This is a genomic window from Labilibaculum manganireducens (genome assembly GCF_963665805.2).
GTDB lineage: Bacteria > Bacteroidota > Bacteroidia > Bacteroidales > Marinifilaceae > Labilibaculum > Labilibaculum manganireducens.
Map to the genome: position 1 here is coordinate 1,431,539 of NZ_CAXXEE010000003.1, position 13,687 is coordinate 1,445,225.

11 protein-coding genes are annotated in these 13,687 nt (G+C 34.4%); 2 read left to right on the top strand and 9 right to left on the bottom strand.

What is annotated here, in order from left to right; genetic code table 11:
- Positions 1-231 precede the first annotated feature (231 nt).
- Entirely contained in the window at positions 232-1,242 is a 1,011-nt protein-coding gene (locus tag ACHZAX_RS05420) for an AAA family ATPase (RefSeq protein WP_320018320.1), read from the top strand.
- Here the strand turns inward: ACHZAX_RS05420 and ACHZAX_RS05425 are convergent.
- Positions 1,239-3,713 (bottom strand): S8 family peptidase, encoded by a 2,475-nt coding sequence (locus ACHZAX_RS05425; RefSeq protein WP_320018321.1) that lies wholly within the window; start codon positions 3,711-3,713, stop codon positions 1,239-1,241. The genes ACHZAX_RS05420 and ACHZAX_RS05425 overlap by 4 nt on opposite strands.
- Before the next feature lie 45 nt (positions 3,714-3,758).
- Between ACHZAX_RS05425 and ACHZAX_RS05430 the strand changes: the two genes are divergently transcribed.
- Complete coding sequence (locus ACHZAX_RS05430; protein ID WP_320018322.1) at positions 3,759-3,932, top strand: hypothetical protein; 174 nt, start codon at positions 3,759-3,761, stop codon at positions 3,930-3,932.
- A 72-nt stretch (positions 3,933-4,004) separates the two neighbouring features.
- Here ACHZAX_RS05430 and ACHZAX_RS05435 read toward each other — a convergent pair whose 3' ends face one another.
- The 8 genes from ACHZAX_RS05435 to ACHZAX_RS05470 all read right to left on the bottom strand — a co-directional run bounded on the left by ACHZAX_RS05435 (position 4,005) and on the right by ACHZAX_RS05470 (position 13,687).
- Positions 4,005-4,901 carry an alpha/beta hydrolase gene (locus ACHZAX_RS05435; protein ID WP_101308434.1) on the bottom strand — a complete coding sequence of 299 codons (897 nt, stop codon included), beginning with the start codon at positions 4,899-4,901 and terminating at the stop codon, positions 4,005-4,007.
- Between the two features lie 90 nt (positions 4,902-4,991).
- The gene (locus ACHZAX_RS05440) at positions 4,992-5,807 is read right to left on the bottom strand and encodes a helix-turn-helix transcriptional regulator (protein ID WP_101308433.1); all 816 of its coding nucleotides are present in this window, start codon (positions 5,805-5,807) and stop codon (positions 4,992-4,994) included.
- A 464-nt stretch (positions 5,808-6,271) separates the two neighbouring features.
- Entirely contained in the window at positions 6,272-6,772 is a 501-nt protein-coding gene (locus ACHZAX_RS05445) for a nuclear transport factor 2 family protein (protein WP_101308432.1), read from the bottom strand.
- 23 nt (positions 6,773-6,795) lie between these two features.
- Positions 6,796-8,283, bottom strand: coding sequence for a serine hydrolase (locus ACHZAX_RS05450; protein WP_320018323.1), 1,488 nt, complete (start codon positions 8,281-8,283; stop codon positions 6,796-6,798).
- Positions 8,284-8,369: 86 nt separating this feature from the next.
- On the bottom strand, positions 8,370-8,945 hold the full coding sequence (locus ACHZAX_RS05455) for a helix-turn-helix domain-containing protein (RefSeq protein WP_101308430.1): 576 nt from the start codon (positions 8,943-8,945) through the stop codon (positions 8,370-8,372).
- An 84-nt stretch (positions 8,946-9,029) separates the two neighbouring features.
- Complete coding sequence (locus ACHZAX_RS05460; protein ID WP_320018324.1) at positions 9,030-10,271, bottom strand: DUF3999 family protein; 1,242 nt, start codon at positions 10,269-10,271, stop codon at positions 9,030-9,032.
- A gap of 62 nt (positions 10,272-10,333) precedes the next feature.
- Positions 10,334-12,694: a DUF2339 domain-containing protein gene (locus ACHZAX_RS05465; RefSeq protein WP_320018325.1), complete on the bottom strand. Its 2,361-nt coding sequence runs from the start codon at positions 12,692-12,694 to the stop codon at positions 10,334-10,336.
- Positions 12,695-12,946: 252 nt separating this feature from the next.
- On the bottom strand, positions 12,947-13,687 hold the full coding sequence (locus ACHZAX_RS05470; RefSeq protein ID WP_101308427.1) for a shikimate dehydrogenase family protein: 741 nt from the start codon (positions 13,685-13,687) through the stop codon (positions 12,947-12,949).

Consider the following 13,687-nt stretch of genomic DNA (forward strand, 5'->3'; position numbering starts at 1 on the left):
TGTTTCTAATTTTACCGACTAGAATGTGCGGTAGGTGAAGTGACTGGTGGGAGTTTGCTTGATTAGGCTTTATTCATCAAAGTGTTTTTTAATTTTTAGTTATGGTAAATTTTAATCATATTTTTTACGAACTTAAACTATTTTTCCATGCCGACGATAGTATCATAGTTTTATTGGATTAGGATTTCCAGAATCAAGATAATTGACTAAATTTGCTGATAGAAGAACAAAATGAGTCAAGCTGATTACATAAAGGATATTGCAAGGTTTGGTCTTGAGAATGATCAAGATCAACTTTTGGAAGTATTGAGTAAATTGATAGAGCATTCACGGCAAACTAAAAAAGTGAACTTGGCTTTACAGTTACAATCGATACTAAAGGAAGGGTTACGCGCACAACAAACTAAGGGTTTAGCGACTGTAGGATCCAAAAAATATTATTTAAAAGAAGATGATCGTGCATTAAATGAATTGATCATTGAAAAACTTACTTCAGATTATTCTTTTGAAAATTTAGTTTGTTCTGCTGGCATCAAAGAGGAATTAACTTATTTCGTTCAAGAGCATCGTGATATTGAATTGCTAAACAAATTCGATTTACCTGTTTCAAACCGTATTCTTTTTCATGGCCCATCGGGTTGTGGAAAAACATTGGCTTCATACGTACTAGCCGGCGAGTTGGATATGATGATGTATGTGGTGAATTTAGGAGCCATTGTTTCTTCAAAATTGGGTGAAACCAGTAAGAATCTATCGAAATTATTCAGACAAGCGACCAGTGAAAATTGCATTATTTTCTTCGATGAGTTTGATTCTATTGGTAAAGTAAGGGATTATAGTCAGGATCATGGCGAAATGAAACGTGTAGTTAATACTATTCTTCAGCTCTTTGATTATTTACCTCAGAATAGTATTGTTATTGCTGCGACCAATCAGATGCAAATGATTGATGAAGCTTTATTGCGCAGGTTTGATATGAAAATTAATTTGGGCTTACCTACCAATGCTCAAATTCAAGAGCTGATTGAAAAAACTTTGGCTAAATCACCCTTTAAATTTCGCACCAAAAAGGAACTGTCTGAAATTATTAAATTATCAGAAGGATTATCCTTTTATTTGATTCAAAGATCAATCATAACAGCTATCAAAAGAACACTGTTTGGTTTAAAGGATTTAGAAAAACCTAATCTATACCTTGATTCTGCAATTTTAAAAGAGTTAATCTTAAAAGAAAAAGTCTAAACTTCTGCTTCAAGGTCGGCTTCTGCAATTGCTACTAGATTATTAATTAACTGTAGCTCATTGTAAAGAGAATTAAGAGTTTCATTTTTTGCAGGAACCTGCTCAATTGTTATCACTAAGCTATAAGGGATTGCTTGTTGAAATGGTTCTTTTTCAGCTTCTGTTAGTAGCTTGTTAAATGCTGAATTAATGGCGATTTTAAAGCAATTCTGTTCATTTATTATATTTTCTTTCTTGACATTGAAGCTAATTTTCTGAACGTTGCTAACCAACTTGCTTTTGTAATAATAATCCTGTACCCATCCTTTTGAGGATGAATTCAGTTTAATTTCCTTGCTCGAATTCCCATTGTACCCATCAGGTACATTAATTTCCCTTTCATTTCCATTTTCAGAAATTTTGGTTTCTATGTGATTTTCATTTAGTTCTAAATTTTTACCTATGGCGAAAGTGACATGATAAGGACAATACAACAACTGATTATCTTGCTTTGGTGGAAATTTAAAACAAAGTGTCGCGGTAATTTTTAATAGTCCAATTTTCCTTATTGCAATGTTTAAATATTCCGGGAGAAATACTGGAAAAGATTTTATATATCCGGGATAGATTTCATCTTCAATTATTAACGTTGCTTTATTATCATCTGAAAAAAGAATTGTATCAATATCAGGGGTTCCATATCCCATTATTCGTTTCTTTTGATTATTGGAAAAAGCTTGAAATTCAGAACCTGTCTCGATCTCACTGGAACCATTTATCAACATGGCTTTTATTGTTTGCATGTCGAGATTAGGGTATTTTGAAACCAATTTTGCAGCAATGTTTGCAGCTATTGGGGTTGCATAACTCGTGCCTATTTGTTTATATGTTCTTTCATGTAAGTCAGATGACAAAATTTCTAATCCTGCTTCACTTCCATTATCATAATCAATTTCTCCCAACATTCGAACTTCAGTATAATCACCCCCAGGAGTTAGAATGTCGGGTTTTCGGTAATAATGATTTGCTGTTTGTGCATTAAATGTGTCCTGGTCATCAAAGTTATAATGCAGTTTTCTTGAATAGATTGCAGGAAATGTTTTTGAAAGCGCAAAGTTTTGCAATTCACTGTTTTCGAAATTATCTGCAATTGCTCCAATGGTTATGTTGTTCATGCTTTCAGCTGGTGGAGCAATATTTGCATTTTGCGACTGAAATTTTACTGGGTAATCTCGAACGCCTTGAATTTGAAATATATGATTTGTTGTGGAGATAAAAATGAGAATGTCTAATTCTGAAGAAACTTTGTCTAACAGTTTTGCATACGTTGAAAATTCCTGATTGTCTTTTAATGGGAAATCGGCATAGCCAATGGTTAAAGTAAAAATTCTAACATTATATTCTTCATGAGCTTTTCTTATTAAATCTATTGTCGCGCTTTGAGAAATTGCACCTCGTTTTCCATTGAGTATTTTTATAGAAAGTAATTTAGCATCCGCTTTTACTTCTCCTTTGTAATCCGGAATAAGTTTATTCCCAAATGCAGCAAATGCAGCGACTCCTGTTCCGTGATCGCTTTCATCTAAAAAAGAACCTGTTCCTGTTGTGTCAAATTCTCCATTACTTCCAATTAAGATACTTGCTAACGGAGTTTGATCTGAAATACCGGTATCAATAATCCCAATAATGGGTAAATCTTCGTTTGAATTGATTATTTCAAAACCAAACTCTCGTGAAGGTAAACTATATCTGTTTGGTAATATTACTGCTCCAGAACCGGAGCATGTAGCATAGATAAAATCAAAATTGTTCACTATTTCAATGACAGTTTCAAATGAAGTATCAAAGAGCTCGGCATTATCTTCGTTTAGTTTGTGGCTTAAGTTGTTTCTTTCCAAGTATTCCCTGAATGCTACTTTTTGGGGATCAATGAGTTTTCTTTCCATTAATCCTTTTCCCATAAATGTAAAGTGAATATTTTGATAGTTGTTTATAGTGCTAAGCATGTCGTTTGATGAGAACAATCTAAAACTCTTTATAAACAATATTTTCCCATCAAAATGTGAGTTGATATTTTTCAGTTTATTATCAATAAAGGCCAGAATTTGGCTGTCAAAGAATCTATATCTTTCCTGATTTTCGATTGCAAATAATGTATTTTTGTTGAAGTTTGACAGATGAAGGAGTGCCAGTCCAAATCTTTCGAGATAATAGTTTTCATATTTAGGCTGGTCAAATGCTGCAAAAAATTCCAGTTCCATGAGATCAAAATGCACTGGCAACTTAATCGTCCTTTTTGAGTGCCTTAATTCAATATCAATATTGAATTGTCTTCTATTTTCTGCAAATACCTCTGCCATGTAGGTGTAATCCGGTTCTTCTTCTTGATCTTCATCGTCATTACCTTTACCGCCACCGATTCGAGATTTGTATTCAACTAATCCTTCTTGAGGATTACGAAAGTATAAGTGTGGTTTATTGTTATCTGCCATGGTCGTAAGTCTTTGGGGAATTTTTTATACTGCATTTCCGAAGTTATGAAAAGTAAACATATTAACAAAAATACCAGCAGTAAAGTTTGCTTTCAGAAAAAAAATGAGATTACTGTAATTATTGGCGGGCGAATTCTCAAACTTTTGGGCGGGCAGCCGGAAATTGCGTTTATCAATAGTAAAATAGCAGCTGCATTTGTATTTTTCATGATGCGTTGAAACAGACAGCAATAATTAAGCTCGCATAAAAAAATGCCAGCTATTCTTTCGAATTTGCTGGCATTTTTGTTTTTAATACAAATGATTCAAAAACCAATTTATTGCTGCTTTTGCCACGATATCGAACTGTTCGATATAAGGTGTGAAATGTCCGCCTGGTAGGGTGATGAGCTCTTTTGGCTGCAGACTTTCCTGATAGCTTTTTAGGCAAAGGTCTGTGGGGGTAACAATGTCTTTTAAAGCGACTACAAATAAAATAGGAGTAGGGCTTACCATACTTGCATAAATGCCTGGTTCATACATCCTGGCGTATTCGGTACTTCGGAAGGTAACCTCATTACTGGCTGATGTTGATAATGCTTGTGCTTTTGTATAGTATTCCCTGGCTTCTTCCATAGGATATAGTGGGTTAAGATTAGCTTCACCAACCAATTTTTTCATCATCGGCTCTTTTCCTTTGAGGCGGTTTATTCGGTCTTTACTTACTAGTTTCCAATACCCGTCATCTTTTTGGGCAGGCATTCTTCTCGAGCTGCTTTGAGATCCGCTAATGGTAGGAACCTGAGATACGACACATTTAACTCTCCTGTCGGTTGCTGCTGTAACAATAACATGACCACCAGAATAACTTGTTCCCCATATTCCGATTCTATTGGCATCCACTTTTTCTAATGAAGCAGCATAGCTAATGCTGTTTTTGTAATCGTCTATTTGCATAAAGGGATTGATTTCTCCTCTTGGTGTTCCTTCGCTTTCGCCAAGATTTCTGTAATCGAACAGAATCACAGCAAAGCCGTTTTCTGCAAATAATTCGGCAAACTTGTTTATATAAGCTTCTTTGGGAAGGCCAAATCCATGCGCCATAACAATAGCCGGACATTTGCTGTTTTTGTGAGGAATGTATTGTAATGCACAGATTTTTAAACCATCACTTAAATAATTTACTTTCGTTAGACTGTAATTTTTCATATTTCTCCTTTTATCGTTTTAAATTAAAAGGACAAATGTAGTATTCAGGTGTAAAGCCAGATTGTTCAATAAGTTCTATTGATTGTCCATTTAGTCCATATTGAATTTTCTGAAGGCAGCAGGGGTGATGTTAAAGTTTTTCTTAAAAACTTTGTTGAAGTGAGAAACACTTTCGAAGCCACAGTTAAAAGCAATATCTGATATGTATTTGTCTGAATTGACAAGTTGAAATCGGGCACAATCCAGTTTTTTTTGCAGTATCCATTTGGCGGGCGTGTTTTTGAATAAGAGCATAAAATCCCGTTTGAATTTGGAAACACTCCTATTTGATAATCTTGCTAATTGCTCTACCGTATATTTTTTTTTGAAGGTTTTTTCCATCAATAGTTTCAGATCATTGTAATTGTCCGATAGCGAGTTGAAAAAAACTTTTGCCTGTACTGATCTTTCGGTAAGTAAAATAACCAATTCGTTTATTTTTAGCTCCATTAAAGCAGGGTTGTTTTCATTTTCATTGATGTAAGAAAGATAATGCAATATGTAGTCATCAATCATTTTATCCCTGTTGAGGATCACAAAGGGCATTTGTGGATGTTTCCCCAGCGAAATATCCTTGGGATATTTAATAAAAGTGTTCTTAAAATAAATGACCAATGCCTCGAATTCTCCGTTTTTAGGAATGTATTCGGTCATTTCATGAATGCCTTTTTTCAATAACAATAATTGATGCTGATCGACTTCGATCGTATTGTTGTCTTGGATGATAATCTTTTTGCCTTTCAGAATAAAAACGAATGCATTTTCCTGCATTAAAATTGATTGTTTTGTTGAAATCGTATTCGTTTTCCATTTCGCGAACAATAGATTTTTGTTCTTTAAAATTTTTTCTTTTGGAAAGGCTTTCATTTTGTTAAAAGTAATTTTTTAGCGGAGATATTGATTCTCCGCAAGGGAAAATCAAAAGCGTTTTCGAAGTTATGAAAAGTAAACAGATTAACAAAAATACCCGCAGTAAAGTTTGCTCTCAGAAAAAAATGAGTAAACCGTTGTGTTTTGTAAGAACTGCTGAGGAAGGGGTTTATTTTTTTGTTAAAATCCCAAAAGGAGAGAAGGGGTAACAGCAAGCTCAGCAAATTTGTAAGAGTGAAAGGACACAAAGTTTCGGGTCAGAAAGATCAGGTTGATCAATTGTTTACATTGGTGAATAGAGCTTCGAGAGTGGCGTTGCGGGAGAATTAATAATTTTGTCCTTATTGTCCTCTTTATTTATGGGAGTTAACAAATTTTTGAATGTAGGGGTGCTGTGCTGTTTTGTTTGACAACCTTTGTCAGCACCTCCGTTAGATAAATCATATTCTCCATTTCCAAACCTAATGCAAGCTTACAACCCGCTTTATTTTCCATTCATTATTTTTGTTTTCCCACACAATTAAAAAACGTCCTACTTTTGAAGGTGTCCCAATTGGTTCTTGATTATTATGAAATTTTTGCAAACCTATTTCAATTGCTCCAAAGTCTTTAACAGGATAAACTTCTATGCTTCCTTTAACTAGTTCTCTTGTTACTTTTCCACAAATATTTTTTTTGGTTGCAGAAATTATGTCTTGTTTTGATGTCATTACTCCTCCTTGGTCATGATAAAATTCAATATTTTCTGAAAAGAAAGTACCATACTTGTCAAGATTCAAATTGCAGGTATTATAAGCCTCAAAAAAAATACTGTCTAATTTAACTATAGTGTCGTATAGTTGTTGGTTGTCTGGCTTATAATTTTTTGTCAAACGATACATTGGTTTTTTTGTTGTACTACAACTTGCCAATAGTGTGATAAGTGTTAACAGCGGTATAATTATAGTCTTAAAGTATTTCATTATTTTTTATGTTTGTTATAGTTTTATTTTGTTTCGATATCAATTATTTTTTGTCCGTTTTCACCCAAATAGTGAGTTAAAAGTTTTTGATAAATTTTATAGCCATCATCCACATTCGTAAAAATTAAAAGACCTTGTTTTGTTTTAGGGAAGATAAACACAATAGTTTGAACACCTTTGTCAGCACCTCCGTGAGACAAAGCATATTCTCCATTTCCTAAATCGTAAATTTCAAAACCCAAGCCAAAATGCTTGCTGTTTTTGGTTTCGACTTGATTTGTAGTCATATCGTCAAAAACTTTTTGGGTCAATCCTTCGCCATTCATTACACTGGTCAAAAACTTTCCATAATCTTCAATGGTTGTCAATAAATTGTCTGCACCATTTGCAGTTTTATTTTTTTCTGTTTCATAAGCAACTCCTTTATTGTTATAACCTGTTGCAAATCTTAAACTGTCTGTTTTATTGTCCCAAAAATATTTGGTGTCGGTCATTTGCAAAGGAGTAAAAATTAATTCGCTTGCTAATTGGTTAAGTGATTTATGGAATTTTGCTTCCAACGCTTTTCTCAAATATTCAAAACCTTCTCCTGAATATTGATATTTCGTTCCTGGTGTAAATTCAAAATGTAATTTTCCATCTTTGTTATTTCCACGCCAATTGGTAAAACCTGTTTGGTGGCTTAAAATATGTCTGGTAGTAAGCAATTTGCTATTTGGGTCTTTTGAAACATCTGGGTCTGTCCAATATATATGAATCGGTTCATCTAAATTCCACTTGCCTAAACTCACTAATTTTAAAGTAACCATTGCAGTTATAGGTTTGGTCAGTGAAGCCACATTAAATATAGTATTGTATGGTGCTGCTGTTCCTTTTTTGAGTTCTCCAAACACTTTTACCTGTTGAAGTTTTCCGTCTTTAATTACGCCGATCCCCAGGGTAGGAACTCTGTTTTCCGCTAAGCATTTTTCTATTTCTTCGTCATTGTCAAAAATTGATTTTGAAGAGGAAAGCTGTTTTACCTGATGTTCGTAACTCAACGATTTTGTGAGTTTCCATTCGTCATTTTCTATAAGCCAAACGTGAGTAAATTTAGCTGAACTCCCAAATTGCTCAGGTTTATTTAGTTGTTTTTCAAAGAACTGATGCACTCCCTCTTGAATTGCGCCATAAAGATTTCCTTTGTTGTAAAGAGCATAAATTTCAGTGCTTTTGGGCAAGAGTTCTCTTCTTGCCTGATAGTTGGATGGATTTCCACACAATCCATTTTGTAAATCATTGAGAAATTTCTTTTTATCGGAAATCCCGTCTTTGTCGTGGAAGAATTCAAACTTTTCACTTAGCAGGTTTTCAAACTGTGAAATGTCGCAAGTGTTGAAGCCTACATTAAAAAGCAAACTGTCCTTTGAGAGGATGATTTTGTATAGGTCTGAATTTTTAGCAACCTGTGCCTGGGGCTTTACAATGAAAGTGATCGTAAAAATGAAGCTTAATAAAATATATTTTGCCATGTCTGTTTTTTATCACAAAGATCAAAAGCAAATTTATTCTGTCATTAAAATCTCCCCGACAATAACCTGTCAAAAACCCGACAATTTTATATCATATTGAAATGCAGGCTGTAATACAGCTTTTTTCTTTTGTCTATTTCAACTGCATTTCTAAGAACGAAATAAACATTTGAAAGAATCAAAAGAATCAAAAGTATTAAAGTAAAGTTATGTCCGGACTTTGTGAAAATACCTAACATAAACACAATGGGGGCTATGATTGTCCACATTATTTGTAACGAAATAATTTGTTTTGTTATGGGGTTCTTCAATTTCATTGCAAACATTAATATAAGCGGAACAAGAATATTTAAAGGAGGAAGAATTATGAATGGCAAGGAAGAAAGGTTGACTAACTTTATTGATGAGTAATTTAATAAATTGTCTTCTTCCTTTGGTGTTGTTTTTTCGTTACTATCTTCTTTGTTTTCAATTCCGGGTTGTTTGCTTCGCAATTCTTTTTCCTGGACGCCTAATGCTTCTCCCAAAACTCGAAGTGTATATCCTTTTGGATCTGTTCCTGCTTCAATTCTCTGAATTGTCCTTACAGAAATACCGGATTTCTTCGATAATTCTTCTTGAGTAAGATTTTGCTGTTCTCTTATATTTTTAAGTTTGGACATTCTGTTGTTTTAAAAACGTTTCGCGGGTATGGTGGTTTTCTTTCCGTTCAATTGTAATTTTTTCTATTAGCTGTCAAGTGAAATTTAAACTTCTCTTTCGTCCGTTTTTTTAATCATTTTTAGAGTGAAGCCTCCAAGAATTAGTATGATTAGAGCCATAACCGCCCACAACCATTTTTCATCGGCAAAAAGTGGTTCCGATTTAGGTGTTTCCGATTTTGTAATTATTTTTTCATCACCAAGGGCAAGTGTTGTTATCGATTTAGGGATGTTGTCTGAAAATCGGGAAATGTCATAATTTGGTCTTCGGGCATTGGTATTTCCATAATAAAGGAAATACTTCGCGGGTTTCGAAAATCGAACCAGTAACTCATAAACAGAGCCTTCTATCTCAACATTGCTAATGGTAAGCGCTTCATTGTCTGAATTTTTGATGATGATTTTTACATGCTGAGCAACTGTATTGCTGAATTTGAACTCATTTTTTTCAATGGAGTTGAGCGTGCCCGAAGCAAGGGTTTGATAGTTGTATTTCCATCCAAGTTCAGTTTTGGTACTATCCGTTACATACTGAATGTGAACGGGTCTGTAATAATCAAATGATTCGAGAATATTTACCTTAAGATTATTTACCAAAACGGGTAACTCCAGATCAATGTTTACCTCAGTCTGTTTGCGCTTTTTATTCTCAATGGTGTTGATTTTCTTTATTTGGTAATTGCGGGATTTTCCTTTTACAATCTCTTTAAGAAATAATGCCGCACTTTCCAGCTTAGGTTTTTCCCCGCTTTTGATTCCTATTCTGTAAAAAGCATAATTGGCATTTGGAAAATTAAGTTTCGAAAACTGATAATTGGTGTGTGCATTGTTAATGGATAGTATTCTGTAATCCTCGACAAGAGTATACCAATTTTGTTGATCCTGACTTCCTTCAAGAGTTGTTTTCCAATCGAAATTTTCCTGTTCGAAATTTAACTGAATTTGATTTATTGAATTGGAGGTGGGAACTTTAAAGGTGAAGTAATAGCCGTTTTTATCCCTCGATTGATTCAATAATTTAAAGTCAACATTTACATTTTTTATTTGATCTTCGGTGGAATGTATAATGTACGGTGCTTCGAGCGTGTCATTTTGCTCAGAGATGCCAATAATTCTAATATCGTTCAGGTTTGGGGAAATCTTCCCGAAAATTTCATTCGGTAGTTCCAGTTTGTGCCATTGATCGTTTGTACCAATAATTTCTCTTTTGTAGTTGAAATTATTCTGCTGGCCAAAGGAATTGGAGAATGCAAAAAGTAACGGAAGGAAACAGATCTTAATTTTCATGGGAGTGTAAGTTTATTAGTATGTCTGAGTGAAACCAGCTGAAATAAATTGTGTTCTTTGCTTTAGATTTCTTCCTCAGTCATATTGCTCTTGTATTTGTTGTACAGGAACGAAATAATCAAAAGAAGTATTCCCAATAAAACAAATGCGATGGTTTTTGCTATTGTACTCAATTGCGAGATGTCGTAAAAGAAGAGCTTTACCAATGTAAGTGCAAACAATCCGATAGCGCCAATTCGCAAATGTTTCTTGTTTTTCCAGATGCCGTAGGCAATCAGGAGTAATGAATAGGAACCCCAAAGTATGCTTAAGCCAAGTTTATAGGATTGAGTTGATCCGCTTATGTCCATCCAATTAAGCAACTCGCTGCTAAATATCCATAGAATGGAGGTGCTAAGCAGGTATTCAAATGCTATTCTGTACCTTTTTGCATTAAATTCTTCCTTTACATGAAGAAATATACTTGTCAGTGCAATTGCAGCAAAGGCTAATGAGATGTATCTGATTATGATATTGAATGTTCCCCGGTGATAATATTCAGATAAACTTTGAGTAAGATAACTTTCTCTTAATTCACTTAGGGAGTACAATCCTTGGGTTAAAAATACGACCAAAGTTATCGTTGTTAATCCAATACCGGCATAAGCTAAATTTTTGTTTTTTAATTTCCTGATATTCACAAAAGAAAGAACTGAAAAAAACAGTAAGGAATAATTGATGATCCAGATCGTTTTAAATTCTTTTAAATCGTAGTTGTTATAGTAGCTGGCATATTCCTCTCCGGTTGCCTGAATGCTTAATGCCGATTCCTTAATTAGTTGATTCCAGTAATTGCCAATTTCCAATCGGATTGAATAGTAAAGCGTAAATACGAGAATAACAGGAATGGCATAGGATAATAGTTTGGTGACCTTTAGCCATGAGCCTAATAAAGTCGGATACTTGATATTGCTGTTCAATCTGTTGATAAGCCCAAATGAAATAATAAAAAGCAATGAACTCAAAAAATTAACATTAAGAAACAGAGTGATTTTGGTTTCCGGATCATCCACAAGGTAGGTGTTATACATGGTGGTCCAATCCTGCAAAATACTACAGAAAGCAAGTGCCATTAAAGGGTAAGACATTGCTTCGTAAATGGAAACTTTTTTAGTTCGGCCAATCCAAAAGAGCAGAGCGGCTTCACTGACCCATAATAAAGTTACCCAATTTCCGTCTAGCTGAATAGGAAATGCGATGGTGATAAATATGAGAACTAAACCTGATATCAAATAGAAAACATTTTTGTCGTCAAGCTTTTGTTTGTAAATAATTACACTGACAATACTGTGAATAACAGCATTGATAAGAGTGAATAATCCTAATAAATGTTGTCCTGTTTCGTGAAGCGATAATATAGAATATCCCAGACCAAAAAAGATAAGGGAGTTGGATACAAGAAGCAGAGAATTGCCTTTGTTGAATTTCTCTTTTCGAACCAATTTGTAAGCAAGGAACAGCAAATAAAAGATCGCGAAAAATACGGTTAGAAAGCTGCTTCCCAGTACAAAGTGTTCACTGGTTTCGTATTTTCCCAGGAACCAGGAATAGAAAATCAACCAGGTAAGCACGAAAGAAGAATAATGCAATGCCTTCCAGTATTTCCTGAATGCAATGAAAAGAATGCCAATGTTAATAATGGTCATGTAGGTAAAAAGTACAGCCACTTTTCCTGAGCCGTCACTTAGCAGGAAGGGAACTGCGTATGCTCCCACCAAACCAATATGAGCAATTACCTGCTTGTTGTAATTAATCGCAGCAACAACTGTGAATACGGTGAAAATCAGCATCAGAATAAAAGCAAATGCCTGCGGAAACAGATCGTACAGACTGTAGGCCATGTAGGTAATAAAATATAGAATTGCTATGGCACCACTCACCAGAACGGCACTGTAATTTTCATATTTCGCTTTTAGTTTTATTCCAAAACCCAACAGACCAATTCCCGTTAAATAAGCCAGGATTATTCTTGTTAAAGGGCTGATAAGATCATTGTCGATGGAGTACTTGGCACCTATCGCTACACCGATAATGGTAATGGCAATCCCAATTTTATTGATCAGATTTTCACCAATAAATTTCTCAAGATCGGATTTCGATTTTGGAGGTTGATTGGTTGCAGGAGGGGTGACAATTGTTTTTGCAGTCTCAATTTTGGGTTTCTCCTGCGTTGCTGGAGATGCGATGTTTTTCAGATCATCAAGAAGATTTTCATTCAAAATCTGCGTCTCTTCTTTATCTGCAAGAGGTTTTGCTTCAGCACTCTTTAATCGAATTAATTCATGTCGTAATTCACTAATTTCATTCGACAGAGCCTCTTGTTTTTCATGAAGCTTTTCTTGTATCTCGAAAAGCTGATTTATTTTGTCTTTATTGTCTGACATATGATCTACTTACATAAGTATTGCAAATATAATTCCTTGTTGAATTGTAAATATCCAAAATTGGAAATTTTTAGTTTGCCTGATTAAGGAATTGTTTACTTTAGCTCGTGAATTTATGAAAAGCATTCTACATAAACAAAATGTATGTTTTAATGCAGCTGTCGCACAAACCCAATATTTGATCAAATAATATTATGACGAATTGTTTTGTGAATTTACAATGCCAAGGAATGGAATGTGATATTTTTTGAGTTATCTATTCCAAATTTCCCAGCTTTTTTCGGCTTGTAAGTGAAGCATTTTTAAACCATTATGAGTTTTAGCTCCTTTTTCTGCTCCTTTTTTCATGAAAAGAGTCTCTGCAGGATTGTAAACAACATCGTACAGAAAATGATCTTTTGTAAGGTGTTCGTATGGGATATCAGGACAGGTATCATCTTTTGGGAAAGTTCCCAATGGAGTACAATTCACTATCAAATGACAATTGTTTATGATTTCGGGGGAAAGCATCTCGTAGCTTATGCATTTGTCAGAAGCAGTTCTGGATACAAATTGGTATTCAATATCCATTTCTTCCAATGCTGTGGCTGCAGCTTTTGAAACCCCGCCAGTTCCTAAAATTAATGCTTTTGGTTTCGCTCCATCCAAAAAAACACGCAGCGATTCAGTAAATCCGTGTATGTCGGTGTTGTAACCAACTAATTTAAACTGATCATTTTCACGGATAATTTGTACGGAATTTACAGCACCAATTCTTTCTGCCAAAGGATCAATATCATCGAGGAATTGAATTACATCCTGTTTGTAAGGAATGGTAACACAGAATCCTTTTAAGTCGGAATGTTGCTCCAATATAGCAGGGAAATCTTGAATATTGGAAAGTTCGAAATTTAAAAAAGAAGCATCTATGTTTTCTTCCGTAAATTTATCCGTAAAGTATTTTTTTGAAAAAGAATGTCCCAAAGGGAAACCAAGAATTCCGAATGTATCCAT

Excerpts from the sequence above, each read along its gene's own strand:
- ACHZAX_RS05435 (WP_101308434.1), bottom strand. The coding sequence starts at position 4,901 with ATGAAAAATTACAGTCTAACGAAAGTAAATTATTTAAGTGATGGTTTA.
- ACHZAX_RS05440 (WP_101308433.1), bottom strand. The coding sequence starts at position 5,807 with ATGAAAGCCTTTCCAAAAGAAAAAATTTTAAAGAACAAAAATCTATTG.
- ACHZAX_RS05470 (WP_101308427.1), bottom strand. The coding sequence starts at position 13,687 with ATGGATACATTCGGAATTCTTGGTTTCCCTTTGGGACATTCTTTTTCA.
- ACHZAX_RS05465 (WP_320018325.1), bottom strand. The coding sequence starts at position 12,694 with ATGTCAGACAATAAAGACAAAATAAATCAGCTTTTCGAGATACAAGAA.
- ACHZAX_RS05430 (WP_320018322.1), top strand. The coding sequence starts at position 3,759 with ATGAAAAGTAAACATATTAACAAAAATACCAGCAGTAAAGTTTGCTTT.
- ACHZAX_RS05450 (WP_320018323.1), bottom strand. The coding sequence starts at position 8,283 with ATGGCAAAATATATTTTATTAAGCTTCATTTTTACGATCACTTTCATT.
- ACHZAX_RS05445 (WP_101308432.1), bottom strand. The coding sequence starts at position 6,772 with ATGAAATACTTTAAGACTATAATTATACCGCTGTTAACACTTATCACA.
- ACHZAX_RS05455 (WP_101308430.1), bottom strand. The coding sequence starts at position 8,945 with ATGTCCAAACTTAAAAATATAAGAGAACAGCAAAATCTTACTCAAGAA.
- ACHZAX_RS05425 (WP_320018321.1), bottom strand. The coding sequence starts at position 3,713 with ATGGCAGATAACAATAAACCACACTTATACTTTCGTAATCCTCAAGAA.
- ACHZAX_RS05460 (WP_320018324.1), bottom strand. The coding sequence starts at position 10,271 with ATGAAAATTAAGATCTGTTTCCTTCCGTTACTTTTTGCATTCTCCAAT.
- ACHZAX_RS05420 (WP_320018320.1), top strand. The coding sequence starts at position 232 with ATGAGTCAAGCTGATTACATAAAGGATATTGCAAGGTTTGGTCTTGAG.